Origin of the sequence: Corynebacterium sanguinis (genome assembly GCF_007641235.1) — a bacterium.
Taxonomy (GTDB): Bacteria; Actinomycetota; Actinomycetes; order Mycobacteriales; family Mycobacteriaceae; genus Corynebacterium; species Corynebacterium sanguinis.
This window is the reverse complement of record NZ_CP038157.1, coordinates 347,548-364,249: the sequence shown is the minus strand read 5'-3', so window position 1 is coordinate 364,249 and position 16,702 is coordinate 347,548. Positions and strand designations below refer to the sequence as shown.

At 65.3% G+C, this 16,702-nt stretch carries 11 protein-coding genes; 4 read left to right on the top strand and 7 right to left on the bottom strand.

What is annotated here, in order from left to right; all coding sequences use genetic code 11:
* Window positions 1-6 precede the first annotated feature (6 nt).
* Window positions 7-1,521 (bottom strand): acyl-CoA carboxylase subunit beta, encoded by a 1,515-nt coding sequence (locus tag E3227_RS01750; RefSeq protein ID WP_144317359.1) that lies wholly within the window; start codon window positions 1,519-1,521, stop codon window positions 7-9.
* A 177-nt stretch (window positions 1,522-1,698) separates the two neighbouring features.
* Here E3227_RS01750 and E3227_RS11610 point away from each other — a divergent pair, with 177 nt between their 5' ends.
* The 3 genes from E3227_RS11610 to E3227_RS01740 all read left to right on the top strand — a co-directional run bounded on the left by E3227_RS11610 (window position 1,699) and on the right by E3227_RS01740 (window position 3,373).
* The gene (locus E3227_RS11610; protein WP_211346240.1) at window positions 1,699-2,064 is read left to right on the top strand and encodes an SAM-dependent methyltransferase; all 366 of its coding nucleotides are present in this window, start codon (window positions 1,699-1,701) and stop codon (window positions 2,062-2,064) included.
* A gap of 72 nt (window positions 2,065-2,136) precedes the next feature.
* The gene (locus E3227_RS11605) at window positions 2,137-2,355 is read left to right on the top strand and encodes a hypothetical protein (protein WP_211346239.1); all 219 of its coding nucleotides are present in this window, start codon (window positions 2,137-2,139) and stop codon (window positions 2,353-2,355) included.
* Between the two features lie 88 nt (window positions 2,356-2,443).
* Entirely contained in the window at window positions 2,444-3,373 is a 930-nt protein-coding gene (locus E3227_RS01740; protein ID WP_170228607.1) for an RNase H family protein, read from the top strand.
* A 43-nt stretch (window positions 3,374-3,416) separates the two neighbouring features.
* On the opposite strand, the gene E3227_RS01735 is transcribed toward E3227_RS01740, so the two are convergent.
* The 5 genes from E3227_RS01735 to gltB all read right to left on the bottom strand — a co-directional run bounded on the left by E3227_RS01735 (window position 3,417) and on the right by gltB (window position 12,387).
* Window positions 3,417-3,671, bottom strand: coding sequence for a DUF3253 domain-containing protein (locus E3227_RS01735; RefSeq protein ID WP_220184845.1), 255 nt, complete (start codon window positions 3,669-3,671; stop codon window positions 3,417-3,419).
* A gap of 17 nt (window positions 3,672-3,688) precedes the next feature.
* Window positions 3,689-4,051, bottom strand: a complete 363-nt coding sequence (locus E3227_RS01730) for a DoxX family protein (RefSeq protein WP_144317356.1) — start codon at window positions 4,049-4,051, stop codon at window positions 3,689-3,691.
* Window positions 4,052-4,684: 633 nt separating this feature from the next.
* Entirely contained in the window at window positions 4,685-6,121 is a 1,437-nt protein-coding gene (gene glnA / locus E3227_RS01725) for a type I glutamate--ammonia ligase (RefSeq protein ID WP_136650903.1), read from the bottom strand.
* A 183-nt stretch (window positions 6,122-6,304) separates the two neighbouring features.
* Window positions 6,305-7,837: a glutamate synthase subunit beta gene (locus E3227_RS01720; protein ID WP_144317355.1), complete on the bottom strand. Its 1,533-nt coding sequence runs from the start codon at window positions 7,835-7,837 to the stop codon at window positions 6,305-6,307.
* Complete coding sequence (gene gltB, locus E3227_RS01715; RefSeq protein WP_136650922.1) at window positions 7,837-12,387, bottom strand: glutamate synthase large subunit; 4,551 nt, start codon at window positions 12,385-12,387, stop codon at window positions 7,837-7,839. The genes E3227_RS01720 and gltB overlap by 1 nt, the downstream gene beginning before the upstream one ends.
* Window positions 12,388-12,775: 388 nt before the next feature.
* Between gltB and E3227_RS01710 the strand changes: the two genes are divergently transcribed.
* Window positions 12,776-14,425 carry an NAD-dependent epimerase/dehydratase family protein gene (locus E3227_RS01710; RefSeq protein WP_144317354.1) on the top strand — a complete coding sequence of 550 codons (1,650 nt, stop codon included), beginning with the start codon at window positions 12,776-12,778 and terminating at the stop codon, window positions 14,423-14,425.
* A gap of 84 nt (window positions 14,426-14,509) precedes the next feature.
* On the opposite strand, the gene E3227_RS01705 is transcribed toward E3227_RS01710, so the two are convergent.
* On the bottom strand, window positions 14,510-16,642 hold the full coding sequence (locus E3227_RS01705; RefSeq protein ID WP_144317353.1) for a catalase: 2,133 nt from the start codon (window positions 16,640-16,642) through the stop codon (window positions 14,510-14,512).
* Window positions 16,643-16,702 lie beyond the last annotated feature (60 nt).

Genomic DNA, 16,702 nt, shown 5'->3' with positions numbered 1-16,702 from the left:
CTCCTTTTACAGCGGGATGTTGCCGTGCTTCTTGGCGGGCGGGTAAACCACCTTGCGCTCAAGCAGGCGCAGGCCTTCGAGGATACGGGCGCGGGTGGTAGACGGCTCGATGACCGCGTCGACCAGGCCGCGCTCGGTGGCCACGTAGGGGTTGAGGTTCTCCGCGGCGTAGGTCTCCGCGTCCGTGGCGAGGGCCGCGGCGGCGGTGGGGGCGTCGGCAAGCGCGATTTGCGCCGTGGGCCAGGCGAAGACGAGGTCAGCACCGAGGTCCTTGGCGCCCATGAGCGTGTACGAGGGGCCGATGGCCTTGCGTGTGACCACGGTGATCGTGCCCACCTGGGCCTCGGCGAAGGCGTACGCCAGGGACGCGGCGCGCGTGATCACGCCGGACTTTTCTTCCTCGATCGAGGGCACGAAGCCCGGCGAGTCCACGAGGAGGACCAGTGGCAAGTTGAACGCATCGCAGGTGCGGATAAAGCGCGCGGCCTTGATGGCGGCGTCGTTGGTGAGGCAGCCCGCGAGGACGGACGGCTGGTTGGCCACGATGCCCACCGCGCGGCCGCCGACGCGGGCGAAACCGGTCACGATGTTGTCGGCGTGCGCGGCGCCCAGCTCGAGGAAATCGCCGTCGGTGATTGCCGCGATGATGTCGAGCACGTCGTAGGCCGCGCTCTCGTCGTCGGGCATGAAGGCGTCGAGGTCCGTTTCGCCAGGCTGCGGGTTGTCGCCGACGGGGGAGGCGGCGCGGTTGTTCGTCGGCAGGAACCCGATGACGTCGCGGGCGAGCTGCACCGCGTCCTCATCGGTGGACGTGGTCAGCTGCGCCAGCCCCGTCGTCGCGGCGTGGACGGTCGCCCCGCCGATGGATTGCGCGGTGGCCTCGGTTCCGGACACCTTGGTCACAATCTCCGGATCCACAAGGTGCAGGGTTGCGCGATCAACCATGATCGCCAGGTCCGCGAGCGGCACGCTAATCGACGCCAGAGACGACGTCGGCCCAGCCACCACAGCGATCTGGGGGATCAGGCCCGAGGCGGCGGTGGCGGCGCGCAGGATCTTGGCTTGCATCGCGCCGGCGACAATGCCCTCGGCCATGCGCGGGCCTGCGGAATCGTAAATCCCGACCAGCGGCACGCCCGTCTTAGTAGCCAGGTCGTAGATCTTGAGGATCTTCTCCGCGGTCACCTCGCCGAGCGCTCCGTCGAAGATGGTGGGGTCTTGGGAGAACACGCAGACCCGGCGGCCGTCGATAAGCCCGTAGCCCGTGACCACGCCGTCGGTGGCGGGCTTGGTGCGATCCATCTTGTAGGCCTCGACGCGGTGGCGGGCCAGCGCGTCCGTTTCAACGAAGCTACCGGGATCCAGCAGCTTTTCCACCCGCTCGCGGGCGGTGGACTGGCCCGCGGCGTGGACCTTCTCAATCGCGTCACGGCCGACCGGCGCCTGCGCTTCCTCCAGGCGGTTGCGAAGGTCGTGGAGACGGCCCGCGGTCGTGGTCAAATCCGGTTTCGTTGAACTCATAATGCCTTAGTCTAACTGTCAGTTTTGTTGTCGGTTGTGTCTGCGGCTCACGGGCCAGCGCAGGTGGATTCCATGCCGCCCGACCGCAGTGCCTAATGGACTATATCGCCGCGGCGCACAAATTGTTTCGCGGGGTAAAGATCTTGGTCACATCGATTCAAGGTAAACATGGCAGGCATGGACAACAAAGATCACAATGTCACCCCGACGGATGATCCACGCGAGTTTTGGGATGCGCGCTACGCGTCCGCCAGCAGCGTGTGGTCCGGGCGGGTCAACGCGGCTCTGGGTGCCGTGGTTGAACCGCTCGACCTAGGCAGCGCGCTTGATCTCGGGTCAGGAGAAGGCGGTGACGTGTGCTGGCTCGCGCAGCGTGGCTGGTTCGCCACTGGTGTGGAGCTGTCTGCGGTCGCCGTCGAGCGCGCTCGCAAGCTCGCGGAGGCAGCCGGGTGCCAAGACCGCGCGCGGTTTATTGCGGATGACCTCACCACGTGGCGCCCGCCGAGCGGGCAACGCTATGACTTGATCACCGCGAGTTTCTAGCAATCTCCCGTCCGGCTAGAGCGTGCGTCGATTCTGCGGGAAATTTCGCGCTACCTCACCCCGGGAGGCCGCATGGTGATCCTCGCGCACGCGAAGCCTCCGGCGTGGCTTGCGGGCACCGGGCGCGGGCCTTCGACGTTCTATACACCCGACGAAGATCTCGCCGCGCTTGAGCTCGACCCGAATAGTTGGGTCGTGGAGCGCGCCGACACCGTCGAGCGCGAAGCGGCCGGTCCCGAGGGCCAGCCCGGCGTGTGGGAAGATTCCGTCATTGTTGTTCGCGCTGCGTAGCTGGTAGGTGTACGCCCCGGGGGAGGTTCAAAAGGGGGTTCGAAGCAGTCACGGGGCGATGTCGCGGCGGCGCTTTAGTGTCATCGCCATGACCACTCCCGCGAAACCCACCGCAGTTATCCACCACACAGCCCACCTCTCCTCCTGCGCGGACACGCTCGTTATTACCGCCGCCGTTAACGGCGAAATAGTGCACGCCAACCGGCAGTTGGTCTCCTCGTCGTTCGAGGTCTTGAACTGGCTTGTCGACGCAGTCAGTGAAACGTGGAAGCACCAGTGCGACGGCATGATCGTGTACATCTCCGACCCCACGATTCGCCGCCTGCTTCGAGACATCCCCGATGCCTACCCCGGTCTTGAGGTCCGCGACGTAGTTACCGGCCCCGCTCTGAAAGCGACATGGGAAGCGTGCAGCCGGGCCCACTCACTGGACCTGCACGGGCCGGTTGAGGCACACATGCCCGAACGCGCCGCCCATTACGTCTACGCAACCGACGCCTCGAAGGGAAAGTCCGGAAGATTGGTCGGTATCGCCGCCGTGGGCGCGAGCGGCACGAAGTGCGAGGTGCTCAGCCGCGTCACCTCCGCAACAACCGTGCTGGAAGGGGAGTTCGCGGCGGTGCACATGATCTTGGAGCAGGTCCGGTACTGCCTGGACGCGCGTGAGCTCGATCTCGTGACCGATTCGCTGACGGTGGCGCGGATTATCAATTCACCCTCGCGCCGCCCTGTCGCGCAGGACTACGAGCGACGCGCCATGGCGGAGCTCGACAGGGTGCGCGCATCCGGGGTCACGGTTCGCGTCAGCTGGGTGCGCGGCCACGCCGGCAACCCACTCAACGAGCTCGCCGATCGCGCCGCGGTGGCGGCTCGCCGCTGCAAGCAGTGGGAGCAGCCGCGGGGGCCGATCGTGAACAAGCTTCGGGACGAGCTCCGGGAGCTTCTCAGCTCGGCCCACCCCGCCGACTTCGTGCCAGCAACTCCGTTGCCCGGCTCGACGAAGGCCATTGGGGCATAGGGAAGAGGCGCAGGATTCGCCAAACCACGTCCCTTTTCCACGGCTACGGAGCAACAGGCGTACTCCACTGCGGTCCGCGGCGGATCCGAATCGGCCCTTTCGCGGCATCGGCCTGGACCACCGTGTCGCCCTGAGTGGCCACGACGACACCGCGAAGAGCGAGCTGAGCGGCTGCTTCGCGCACTGCTGGCATCACATCACGCCAGGAGTCGTCGCCGAGATCGCGCGCCACTTCGGACGGGCAGAGAGAGGACTCTGCGGCGCGAGCAGCAAGCTTATCGACGATCCCTTCACGCAAGTGCTCAGCCGAAACCACTAGGACCGGCCCTTGTAGATCCCCCACGCCGCTCGGATCAACGGGATCTGCAGCGGGACTCGCCCAATGCTGACAATTTGCAAGTACCACGGCTTTTTTCGCCACAGCTGCGCCATGTACACATTCGCGGGCCACACGGCGGTAAGCAGTGCCGCGGCGGCGAAACCGCCGGCCTTCCGGGTGCGCTTGGTGGCCAGCAGCGCGGCCGTCGCCAGTTCCGCAACGCCGGACGCGTAGGTGTAGCTCCGCGCGCTGCCCGGCAACTGTGGCGGTACGATGCTGTCAAAAGGCTGCGGTTTAATAAAGTGGAGAGCGCCCGCGGTGGCGAAAACTGGGGCGAGGGCCTTCTGGATGCCATTCATAACCAACCAGCGTAGCGTCGTGGGGAGTTTCGCGAGTAAGAAGGAATGATCGTCGGCTACGAATGCGCGTGAGGTTACGCTGGGCAGCGGTGCGGAGTAACCTTTTTTCGTTTGGCGGGGATAACCGAGTAACCCCCGAAGAGCTTCACAATCCCGCGGGCCACCTCCGTAAACAAATGCCAGGGACATTGCCCGTGTCCAGCAGGTGTCAATACCGAGAGCGTCGCGTTAGCGGTTCACTCGCTCAATGTCAGCGGCTGTCTCAGCTTCGACCATCCGGATCCTTTTCCACCCCTGAGTCGTCGACATCTATTGGCCCGAGATGGCCGACCATGACGTGAGCGGACTCATGGACGAGCGTCTGAAACCGAGTTTCGGGAGAGGGCGACGCGCTGTAGGCGGACAGCCTGATAGTGCGTTGGATTCCCGAGTTAACAATCTCGAGAAACTTGCCGGAGGAGTCCTGTGCACTCTGGGCGCAGGTGAGCAGGTCAAATGCATAGTCGACGCAGGATTCATGAACTCCTCGCGACGTTCTCACACGACTCTGCCCGGTGCATCTTCGAACGCGCAAGCGCCCCGGTAGAAATCTTCGGGGCGCTTAATTGGGCGTCGACAAGCGAGGCGTGCGTTTTAACAGTCGAAGTACATCTCGAACTCGAGCGGGGTCGGGCGCAGGCGGTTCGGCGCGATCTCGTTGACGATCTTGTAGTTGATGTAGGTATCGATAAGGTCCTCAGGGAACACGTCGCCCTCGGTGAGGAAGTCGTGGTCTTGGCGCAGGGCCTCGATGACGCCTTCCAAAGAGGTCGGTGCCTGCGGGATCGTGGCGGCCTCCTCCGGCGGGAGCTCGTAGAGGTCCTTGTCCACCGGGGCGTGAGGCTCGATGCGGTTCTTGATGCCGTCGATGCCGGCCATGAGCATGGCGGCGAGGCCGAAGTACGGGTTGCCCGAGGGGTCCGGTGCACGGAACTCGATGCGCTTGGCCTTCGGGTTGGCACCGGTGATCGGGATGCGGACCGCGGCGGAGCGGTTGCGCTGGGAGTAGACCAGGTTGATCGGGGCCTCGAAGCCCGGGACCAGGCGGTGGTAGGAGTTCAGCGTCGGGTTGGTGAACGCGAGCACTGCAGGTGCGTGATGCAGCAGGCCACCGATGTAGTAGCGGGCGATGTCGGACAGCCCGCCGTAGCCGGACTCGTCGTAGAACAGCGGGTTCCCGCCCTTCCACAGGGACTGGTGGGCGTGCATGCCGGAGCCGTTGTCGCCAGCCAGGGGCTTCGGCATGAAGGTGGCAACCTTGCCGTACTGGTGGCAGGTGTTCTTGACGATGTACTTGAACGTCTGGAGGTCATCCGCGGCATGCAGGAGCGTGTCGAAGCGGTAGTTGATCTCGTTCTGGCCCCCGGAAGCAACCTCGTGGTGGAAGCGTTCCACATCGAAGCCGACCAGCTGCAGGTTCTTCACGATCGCGTCGCGTACCTCCTGGGTCTTGTCCACTGGGGTGTTAGGGAAGTAGCCGCCCTTGTTGCGAGTGGGGTTGCCCAGGTTCGGGGAGCCGTCGAGCATGTTCTCGTTGCCGCGGTTCCACCAGCCCTCGTCGGAATCGACGTGGTAGAAGGACGTGTTCGCCTCAGCGGCGTAGGACACCTTGTCGAAGATGAAGAACTCGGCCTCCATGCCGAAGGACGCGGAGTCAGCGATGCCGGTGGAGGCGAGGTACTCCTCGGCCTTCTTCGCCACGTTGCGCGGGTCGCGGGAGAACGGCTCGTAGGTGAACGGGTCGTGGACGAAGAACTTCATGTTCAACGTCGGCACGTCGCGGAACGGGTCGCGGTGCGCGGTGGTGGGGTCCGGGAGCAGGACCATGTCCGACTCGTCGATGGTGGTGAAGCCTCGGATGGAGGAGCCGTCGAACGCCATTCCGGCCTTCGCTGCCTCCTCGTCGAAGGCGGATGCGGGCAGGGTGAAATGGTGCTCTGTGCCAGGGACGTCGGTAAAGCGGATGTCGAGGAATTCGATTCCCTCATCCTTGATGTACTTGACGACGTCGTCGGTGTTAGTGAAAGCCACTTGAGTCTCCTTGCTGTTAGAGGCTGTTTCGGCTGCGGGGAGTTCGTAGCGGGCCCGCTGTTGTGCCTAGCGCTATTCTAGTAAATATCTGTCGATGTATCGACAGGAACGCGAGAAGTGAGTTGTACGTCACCCTCGACTAAGCCTTGAGAGAAAACTCAGCCGAAGGTGTACGCATTTTTCCTAGATCCCGATGGGTGCCTTGGTCGGCTCGACCGGCGCAGGCAGCGCGGTCTCGCCCATGAGGTCCGCATCGACCGCGGCTGCGGCCGCCCGGCCTTCCGCGATCGCCCACACGATCAGCGACTGGCCGCGCCCGTTGTCGCCGGCGATGTAGACCTTCGGCCCGTGCTCCACCGTACGCGCGGCGCGGTAGGAGCCGTCCCGGGTCATGCGGCCGCGATCGTCGATCACGATGCCGAGCTCGGCGTTGAGGCCGCTGGCCTGGGAGCCGGTGAAGCCCAGAGCAATGAGCACGAGATCGGCCTCGATCTCGAAGTCGGTGCCCTCGACCGGGGTCCGGCGGCCGTCGATGACGCGCACTTCGTTGCCGCCGATGGACTCGACTTTGCCGTCGGTGCCATGGAAGCTGACGGTGTTGACCGAGAAGAGGCGCTCGCCCAGGGTGTCGCCGGCGCCGCGGCGGGCGAGCCCGAGCTGCTCGATCTCAGCGGCCGACTCATCACCGGTGACGATGTACTCGCCCTCTTCGTGGGCGGTGGCGGTGCGGTACATCAGCGGGTACATCGGCCACGGGGTCGACGCGCCGCGCAGCTTCGGTGCGCGCGGACGGATGTCGAACTGCGTGACGCTGGCCGCGCCTTGGCGCAGTGCGGTACCGAAGCAGTCGGTGCCCGTGTCGCCGCCGCCGATGATGACGACGCGCTTGCCGCGCGCGTCGATGGTCGGGGCGTCGGTGTCGCCCTCGCAGAACTTGTTCGCGGCGGTGAGGTACTCCATCGCGAGGTGGATGCCCTCGAGCTCGCGGCCGTCGACGGGCAGGTCGCGGGCAACCGGGGTACCCGTGGCCAGCACGATCGCGTTGAAGCCGGCGAGGTCGGCGGCCGAGGGGGAGGTGCTCACCTTGAACTCGGTGCCCTCGGCGCGCATCTGCTCGATGCGCCGGTCGATGTGCTTTTTCTCCATCTTGTACTCGGGCACGCCGTAGCGCATCAACCCGCCGAGGCGGTCGTCGCGCTCGTAGACCGTCACGCGGTGGCCCGCCCGGGTCAGCTGCTGCGCCGCGGCGAGGCCCGCCGGGCCCGATCCAACCACGGCAACGGAGCGTCCCGTGTCAAAGCTGGCCTGGATCGGCTCGACCCAGTCATTCTCGAAGGCGACGTCGACGATCTTCTGCTCGATGTGCTTGATCGAGACCGGGTCGTCGTTGATGCCCAGCACGCAGGCACCCTCGCAGGGAGCCGGGCACAGACGGCCGGTGAAGTCCGGGAAGTTGTTGGTGGCGTGCAGCCGGTCATAGGCCTCCTGCCACCGGCCCTGGCGGACCAGGTCGTTCCACTCGGGGATGATGTTGCCGAGCGGGCACCCTTCGTGGCAGAAGGGGATGCCGCAGTCCATGCACCGGGCTGCCTGTTCCTTGTCGTGCTTCTCGCTCGTCTGCTCGTAGACCTCGCGGTAGTCCATCAGACGCAGCGGAACGGGGCGGTGCTTTGCTTCCTCGCGCGGGTAGCGCATAAATCCTTGTGGGTCGGCCATTATCTCACTGCCTCCATGATTGCCTCGGCCTCGTCGCGGCCGGTCCGGCGCGCGAGGTCAATGATGTCGAGAACTTTGCGGTAGTCGCGCGGCATGATCTTTATCATGTCCTGCGGTGCGTACGGGACCTGTGCGCCGGTGTAGCGCTCGTGGTCGGCGAAGATGCGGGTGAGGAACTCGATGTCCTCCTCATCCACACCGGAGATGTCCACCTGTCCGGGGTTGACCTTGCGGGCCAGGGTGGCCTCGTCGTCGATCGGCGCGAGGTAGGCGATGCCACCGGACATGCCGGCTCCGAAGTTGTCGCCGATCTCGCCGAGGACGACGACGCGTCCGCCGGTCATGTACTCGCAGCCGTGGTTGCCGATTCCGTGGACCACGGCCGTGGCGCCGGAGTTGCGCACGCAGAAGCGCTCGCCGGCCACGCCCGCGATGAACAGCTCGCCGGAGGTGGCGCCGAAGCCGGTGACGTTGCCGGCAATGATGTCCGGCTCGCCCAAATCCAGCTGCTGGGGGGCGTCAGCGGTCGGGCGTACGATGATGCGCCCACCGGATAGGCCCTTGCCCACGAAGTCATTGGCCTCACCGACCAGGTCCAGTGTCATTCCGTGGGGCACGAACGCGCCGAAGGAGTTGCCGGCGCAACCCGTAAAAGTCAAGGTGACGGCGTCGTCGTCAAGCCCGTTAGCACCGCTGGCGCGCGTGACGACGCCACCTGAGAGAGCCCCGACGCTGCGGTTAGTGTTGCGGATCGGGTAAGACTCCTCCACGGCACGGCCGCTACCGGCGCAGGCGGGAGCCGCGTCGGCGACGATGGTGTGGTCGAGCACGTCGTCGAGGAAGTGGTTCTGTGCGGTGGTGCACTTGCGAGCCTGGTCCGGGAAAAACTTGGAACGCGCAGTGGAGAAGATCGGGGAGAGATCGAGCTGGGCCGCACGCGGGTTATTCTCCACGAACTCGCGGTCCGTGCGCTGGCGCAGCAGGTCCGCGCGGCCGATCACCTCGTCGATCGAGCGGTAGCCGAGTTCGGCCAGGTACTCGCGGATCTCTTCGGCGATGAACATGAAGAAGTTGACCACGTGCTCCGCCCGGCCGGTGAACTTCTTGCGCAGGTCGGGGTTCTGCGTGGCGATGCCCACCGGGCAGGTGTCGAGGTGGCACACGCGCATCATGATGCAGCCCTCGACAACGAGCGGGGCGGTGGCGAAGCCGTACTCCTCGGCGCCGAGGAGTGCGGCGACCATCACGTCGCGGCCAGTCTTGAGCTGGCCATCGGCCTGGACGGTGATGCGGTCGCGCAGGCCGTTGAGCAGCAGGGTCTGCTGGGCCTCGGCAAGACCCAGCTCCCAGGGGCCGCCGGCGTGCTTGAGGCTGGTCAACGGGGAGGCGCCGGTGCCTCCGTCGTGGCCGGAGATGAGCACGACATCCGCGTGCGCCTTCGACACACCGGCCGCCACCGTGCCCACGCCCTGTTCGGCCACGAGCTTGACGTGGATGCGCGCGTCCGGGTTGACCGACTTGAGGTCGAAGATCAGCTGCGCGAGGTCCTCGATGGAGTAGATGTCGTGGTGCGGTGGCGGGGAGATCAGGCCCACGCCCGGTGTGGTGATGCGTACCTCGGCGATCCACGGGTAGACCTTGTTCGGCGGGAGCTGGCCACCCTCGCCCGGCTTGGCTCCCTGTGCCATCTTGATCTGGATGTCGGTGCAGTTGGACAGGTAGTGGCTGGTCACACCGAAGCGGCCGGAGGCAACCTGCTTGATCGCCGAGCGCTTCCAGTCGCCGTTAGGCTCGTACTCGAAACGGGCCGGGTCTTCGCCGCCCTCGCCGGAGTTGGACTTCGCACCCAGGCGGTTCATCGCAATCGCCAGAACCTCATGGGCCTCGGCCGAGATGGAGCCGTAGGACATCGCGCCGGTGGAGAAGCGCTTCACAATCTCGCTGGCCGGCTCGACCTCGTCGATCGGGATCGAGGGGCGATCGGAGACGAACTCCATCATGCCTCGCAGGGTGGCCAGGCGCTCGGACTGCTCGTCGACGGTGCGGGTGTAGTCCTTGAAGATCGCGTACTGTCCGGTCTTGGTCGCGTGCTGGAGCTTGAACACGGTCTCCGGGTTAAACAGGTGGTACTCGCCCTCGCGGCGCCACTTATACTCGCCGCCGATCTCTAGGTCGCGGTGAGCGTTTTCCTCGGGCCGCGGTAGGAATGCGTGGCGGTGGCGGGCCTCGACGTCAGCTGCGACGTCGGCAAGCCCGATGCCGCCGATGGGGGAGGGCTCGGCGCCGAAGTAGTCGTCGAGAAGCTCCTGGCTCAAGCCGGTGATGTCCGCCAGGCGCGCGCCGCGGTAGCTGGCCACGGTGGCGATGCCCATCTTCGACATCACTTTGAGTACGCCGGTGGTGGCGGCCTTGACGTAGTTCGTGCACGCCTCATCGAGCGAGAGGTCACCAAGCTGGCCGTCCATGCGCAGCTCGTCGATGGTTTCGAAGGCCATGTACGGGTTGATCGCGTCGGCACCGAAGGCGATGAGCATCGCCAGGTGGTGGACCTCACGGGCGTCGCCGGATTCGATCACCAGCGAGGCGCGCGTCCGGGTGCGCTCGGCGACCATGTGCTGGTGCACCGCCGAGGTGAGCAGCAGCGACGGAATCGGCGCGAAGCGCTCATCCGACTCGCGATCGGAAATGATGATCAGGCCGATGCCGTCGTGGACTGCCTCGGAGACCTCGCGGCGCACACGGTCGATGGCCTCCTTCATCCCCTTGCCGTGGTGCGCCTTCGGGTACAGGCCCGAAATGACGCGGGAGGAGAAGTGCGGGAACTTCCCGTCGTCGTTGGCGTGCACCAGGGTGGTAAACGCGTGGTTGTCGATGATCGGGGAGTCCAGCTGGATGCGGGCGGCTGCCTCGGGCCCGGGGTTGAGCACGTCGGACTGGGGGCCGAGCAGCGTGTGCATCGAGGTCACGGGCTTCTCGCGGATGGAATCCAACGGCGGATTGGTGACCTGCGCAAAGCGCTGCGCGAAGAAGTCGAACAGCAGGCGCGGGCGCTGCGAGAGCGCCGCGATCGGGGTGTCGGAACCCATGGAGCCGAGCGCCTCGGCACCGGTCAGTGCCATCGGCTTGATCAGGACATCGACGTCTTCCTCGGTGATGCCGAACACGCGCTGGCGCAACACGGCGCGATCGTGCTTCATGTAGCTGGCGCGGGTCTGAGGGAGGTCCTTGAGCGGGGTGAAGTTCTGCTCAATCCACTCGCCATAGGGCGCCTTAGTGGCCAGCGCGTGCTTGATCTCCTCATCCGGGACGATCCGGCCAGCCTCGGTGTCCACCAGGAACATCCGGCCGGGGCGCACGCGCGTGCGCTTGACGATCTTTTCTGCCGGAATATCCACCACACCGGCCTCCGAGGCCATGATGACCAGGTCGTCGTCGGTGACCCAGATGCGGCCCGGGCGCAGCCCATTGCGGTCGAGCAGCGCGCCGATGTAGCGGGAGTCGGTGAACGCGACCGCCGCCGGGCCGTCCCAGGGCTCCATGAGGCAGGAATGGTAGGCGTAGAAGTCGCGCAGCTCGTCCGAGATCGTGGGGTTGTGCTCCCAAGCTTGCGGGATGAGCATGGCCATCGCGTGGGGCAGGCTGTATCCGCCCAGGGTGAGTAGCTCGAGGGCTTCGTCGAGACGCGCGGTGTCGGAGGCGCCGGGGGTGCAGATCGGAAGGACGCGCTCCAGCGGTCCGAGGACCTCAGAGTTGATCAGCGCCTCGCGGGCGCGCATCCAGTTTTCGTTGCCCTTGACCGTGTTGATCTCGCCGTTGTGCGCGATCAGGCGGTAGGGGTGGGCCAGCGGCCACGACGGGAAGGTGTTGGTGGAGAACCTCGAGTGGACGAGTGCCAGCGCGGATACGACGCGCTCGTCGCACAGGTCCGGGTAGAAGGTGGGCAGCTGCGAGGCGGTGAGCATGCCTTTGTAGACGATGGTGCGCGAGGACAGCGACGGGAAGTAGACGGTATCGCGCCCTTCGGTCTCACCGAGTTCGCGGGTCAGGCGCTTGCGCAGGAACCACATGATGCGGTCCAGCTCAATGCCGGACTTGCCCTCCGCAGTGAAGAAGGGCTGGAGGAAGCAGGGCATGGCGTCTAGTGCCATGTTTCCGACACCCTCAGAGTTTACAGGGATATCGCGCCAGCCGAGCAGTTGTGCGCCCTCTTCATCTGCGATGGTCTCCACCGCACGCATCGCGTCGAGCATGGCCATGCGCGTGGTGGGCATGAAGGCGATGCCGGTGGCGTAGTGGCCCGGCTCCGGAAGCGTGAAGCCGAGGTTGGCAGTGACCTCTCGGTAGAACGCGTCCGGGATGTTGATCATGATGCCGGTACCGTCGCCGGTGTTTACTTCCGCGCCTGCAGCACCTCGGTGGTCGATGTTCTCAAGAACATCGAGGCCGTGTTCGACGATCGCACGGCTGGCGCGGCCCTTCATATCGGCCACGAAGCCGACGCCACAGGCGTCGTGCTCGTGGGCCGGGTTGTACAGGCCGACTCGGTTCAGGCTCAACGCTGGTCACCTCACTCTCGATTGTGCAGTTCTGTCAAGCTATAGAAAACACTGTCGCAGGGCTGTTGCGCAATCCATATACCTAACGGATTATAGAAAACCCTGCACATCGGGGCGGAGTGTGTTTTATGTCATAGCGGGGAGCCGGGTTGAGGTGCGCGGGCGCTGGGTTCCTCTGCCCCGGCTCGGGCAGCCGGGTGGTAGTGACAAAATCAGCACGACACAAAATGTGACCTGGGGAAAGTGACAGAATCCGCACGATGAACGCCGATTTTGTCACCGCAGCACGGATGTCGCTAACTCAAGGGCCGCGCGCGCGGTCGAATTAGTGTTCACTGGATAGCGAAACATAAACCATCGTTTACGAATTGGAGCATTCACCATGAAGATCGCCATCACCGGCGCATCGGGCAACGTTGGTACGGCCCTGCTGCGCACACTACACAAGGACAGTGAAGTCACCGATATCGTCGGAATCTCCCGGCGCGTACCCTCATCGAAGCAGGAGCCCTACGCGGGAGTGGAGTGGCACAGTATTGATGTGGGGGCCGCAACACCTGAAATTGAGGCCACTGCGCAATTGCAGGACGCATTTACCGGGGTCGACACCGTTATCCACCTGGCCTGGATCATCTACCCCAACCACGACCGCGAGCTGCTGCGCCGAGTCAACGTCGAAGGCACCGAGCGTGTGCTCGACGCTGCGGCAGCCGCTGGGGTGAAGCACATCGTTGTCGCCTCTTCGATCGGGGCCTATAACAGTGACGACGCCCGCGGCAGCGTGCAGGACGCGCAGGACACCCCGCCGCTGCGCGGAGAGGACTTCCCGGCGCGAGGCATTGAGGGATCGCACTACAGCGAGGACAAGGGCGCTGTCGAGGCACTTCTTGACGCCTTCGAAACCACCCACCCGGACATCACTGTCGCCAGGCTGCGCCCCGGCCTGATCTTCCAGGCCGACGCCGCTTCCGAGGTCCAGCGCTTCTTCCTTGGTTCCGCGGCCCCGGTGGGAGTGCTGCGGAAAGCAAAGCTGCCCGCGCTTTTGCTTCCGAAGGGCATCCGCGCCCAGGCCGTTCACGCGGACGACATCGCCCAGGCGTACCTGCTGGCGGCGAAGAAGCGGGCTACCGGCGCATTTAATATCTGCGCCGATGACATCCTCTACCCGAAGGACTTCGCGAACCTGATCGATCACGGTCGTTTCGTTGAGCTGCCTCCGGCCGTCGTGCGCGCGGCGGCCACAGCTGCCCACCGCGCCGGGGCGCTTCCGGCCGATGCGGGGTGGATCGATATGGCAATGGGCGTGCCCATGATGGACAACTCCCGGGCGAAGCACGAACTCGGTTGGCAGCCGACGCGCAGCGCGAAAGACACGGTGCGCGAACTAATCGACGCCATGATCAACGGCTCCGGCCATAATTCACCGAGCCTGTGGGCCGAGGATTCCACCGACAAGGTTCTGCCGCAGCTCGGGGTGACCGCCGGGGAGACCGCACAGATGGCGCAGGAGACCGCCTCCCCGTCGAGTGAGGTTGATCTGGAGCTTCTGGAGCACTACCTAGCCAACCACCTCACCGGCGCACGCGGGGCGGTAGAGCGCCTCGACAAGATGACGATGAACTACCAGGACACACCGGTGTTTGCCCAGATCGCCCGCGTGGCCCGTGAGATCCGAGCTGACCGGGACTTCCTCGAAATTCTGACGCGCAAGTTCGGTTTCAACCCCAAACCGGCGCAGGGAGCTCTTGCCTGGGCAGGGGAGCGGTTTGGCCGGCTCAAGCCGAACGGCCGGGTGGCGCAGCGCTCTCCCATGGCGCTGCTGCTGGAGGCGGAAATGATGCGCTCTGCCGTCGTGGGCAAGATCGGCGGATGGGAGGTCCTGCTTGATAATGCGGAGCACCTGGGCATCGACGCTGGGGTGTTTGAGGCGCTGATTGATGCTGCGCACGGGCAGCTCAGCCTCATCACCGAAGTCCACGAGTACGCCTCGGCCACGGCGTTCCGGGAGGACCGCGAGACCTACAAAGGCTAGTCTGACGCACCGTGCACGGAAAATGCCCCCGAGCCGAGCACCGGCCGGGGGCATTCCGAATTGCGCGCTGTCGCGCTGGGGTGTTTAGCGCTCCCAGACGCGGTGCGCTGCGAGCAGCTCGCCGACGGGGCCGGCGGCCTTGGCAGCGTTGTCAACCGCGGCGATACCGGGCTGCTCGGCCGGCACGCGCGCCGCGTCCAGCGCAGCCGTGCCGTTGTTGCCCACGACGACCAGCGCCTTCTTGTGGCGATCAAACTCGCCGAGCATCGTGGCTACCTCAGGCGTGGCCGGCGGGTTGATCACCACGGCAGCGTCGAACTCGATGGAGCGCGCGGTGAGGTAGGTGCGCGAGACCGGCAGCTCGGTGCCACCGACGGGCAGCGTGCCGCCCTTGTCGGAGACGATCAGCGGTGTCACGCCTGCGTCGAAGAGCTCGTTGACGAGCGTGTCCAGCCCATCGAGATCTCCCGCGGAGCTGACCAGAACGGCCACCTGACGGCCGTCGATAGGCCATGTTTTGCCCAGCTGGGACAGCGCCGGCGACGGCTCGACCTTGGCCACCTCGGCCTTGGCAGGGTGCGGCAGGCCGAGGTTGTCGGCGACGGCCTCGGCGAGGTCCTGATCTACCTGCGCGAGCACGTCGAGGTAACGCAGCTTGATGGCTTCCTCGTAGCACTTGCCCAGCTCAAAGGAGAATGCTTCGGTCAGGTGTTGCTTTTCCACGTCAGTCAGGGACATGTAGAACATCCGCGGCTGCGTAAAGTGGTCCTCGAAGGAGGCCGGGTTCTCGCGCGTGATGGCTCCTTCGACGGGCTGGGGGACGTCAATGAACGCGCCCTGGGCGACACTCGCCTCCGTCGGGTTGCCGGCGTCGAGCGTGTTGGGTTTGTACGGGGCGATGCCGGTGTGGGCGCCCTGTTGGTACATGCCGTCGCGCAGCATGTCATTCACCGGGGCGTGGGGGCGGTTGATCGGCAGCTGGCCGAAGTTCGGCCCGCCGAGGCGGCTGATCTGCGTGTCCAGATAGGAGAACAGGCGGCCCTGCAGCAGCGGATCATTGGTCACGTCGATGCCCGGTACGAGGTGGCCCGGGTGGAAGGCGACCTGTTCGGTCTCTTCGAAGTAGTTGCCTGGGTTCTTGTTCAGCGTCACGGTGCCGATGATCTCGACGGGGGCGAGCTCCTCGGGGACAATCTTCGTCGGGTCGAGCAGGTCAATGCCCTGAAACATCTGGTCCGGGGTGTCCGGGAAGATCTGCACGCCCATGTCCCACTCGGGGAACGCGCCGGCCTCAATGGCATCGGCGAGGTCGCGGCGGTGGAAGTCGGGGTCCACACCCGCGGCGATCTGCGCCTCCTCCCACACCTGGGAGTGCACGCCGAGGCGCGGCTTGAAGTGGAACTTCACCAGCGTGGTCTCGCCGGCTTCGTTAATGAAGCGGAAGGTGTGGATGCCGAACGCCTCCATCATGCGGTAGGAGCGCGGGATGCCGCGGTCCGACATGTTCCAGAAGGTGTGGTGTGTCGCTTCGGTGTGCTGGCCGACAAAATCCCAGAAGGTGTCGTGCGCGCTCTGCGCCTGCGGGATCTCGCGGTCCGGGTGCGGCTTGGCGGCATGGATGACGTCAGGGAACTTGATGGCGTCCTGGATGAAGAACACCGGGATGTTATTGCCCACCAAGTCCCACGTGCCTTCGTCGGTGTAGAACTTAATGGCCGTGCCGCGGGTGTCGCGCACACTATCGGCGGAGCCGCGCGAGCCCAGCACGGTGGAGAAGCGCCAGAAAACCGGGGTTTCCTTGCCCTCGGCGAACAGGCCTGCCTTGGAGATTTTCGAGGCCTTGCCGTTAGATCGGAAAACACCGTGCGCAGCGGCGCCGCGGGCGTGGACGACGCGCTCGGGGATGCGCTCGTGGTCGAAGTGGGTGATCTTCTCGCGGAAGTGGTGATCCTGCATAAGCAGCGGACCGCGTGTACCTGCGCGCAGCGAGTGGCTGGTCTCACCCAAGCGAGTTCCCTGCGCGGTGGTAAGGAATTCGCCCTGCTGAGCCCGGGGGTCGGGCTCGCCCGCGCCGAAGTGGAACGGGCAACCGGTCGGGGAGTAGGGGGCGGGCGGCTGTTGGTCAGCCTTCGGGGTGGGCGGGGTCGTCGGTTCGGTCGGTTCGGAGCCAGTGGGGGTGTGATTTCCCGGTGCGCCGGGAATCGTATTGTCAGCCATTATGGTGTACCTATTCCTCGGAGTTTATGGGTCCCGCCCGAGGGTAGGCACACCGATAGA

Bases quoted from the DNA above. Each gene is read 5' to 3' on its own strand.
- E3227_RS01740 (WP_170228607.1), top strand. From the start codon at position 2,444: ATGACCACTCCCGCGAAACCCACCGCAGTTATCCACCACACAGCCCAC.
- E3227_RS01710 (WP_144317354.1), top strand. From the start codon at position 12,776: ATGAAGATCGCCATCACCGGCGCATCGGGCAACGTTGGTACGGCCCTG.
- E3227_RS01720 (WP_144317355.1), bottom strand. From the start codon at position 7,837: ATGGCCGACCCACAAGGATTTATGCGCTACCCGCGCGAGGAAGCAAAG.
- E3227_RS01730 (WP_144317356.1), bottom strand. From the start codon at position 4,051: ATGAATGGCATCCAGAAGGCCCTCGCCCCAGTTTTCGCCACCGCGGGC.
- E3227_RS01750 (WP_144317359.1), bottom strand. From the start codon at position 1,521: ATGAGTTCAACGAAACCGGATTTGACCACGACCGCGGGCCGTCTCCAC.
- E3227_RS11610 (WP_211346240.1), top strand. From the start codon at position 1,699: ATGGACAACAAAGATCACAATGTCACCCCGACGGATGATCCACGCGAG.
- E3227_RS11605 (WP_211346239.1), top strand. From the start codon at position 2,137: ATGGTGATCCTCGCGCACGCGAAGCCTCCGGCGTGGCTTGCGGGCACC.
- E3227_RS01705 (WP_144317353.1), bottom strand. From the start codon at position 16,642: ATGGCTGACAATACGATTCCCGGCGCACCGGGAAATCACACCCCCACT.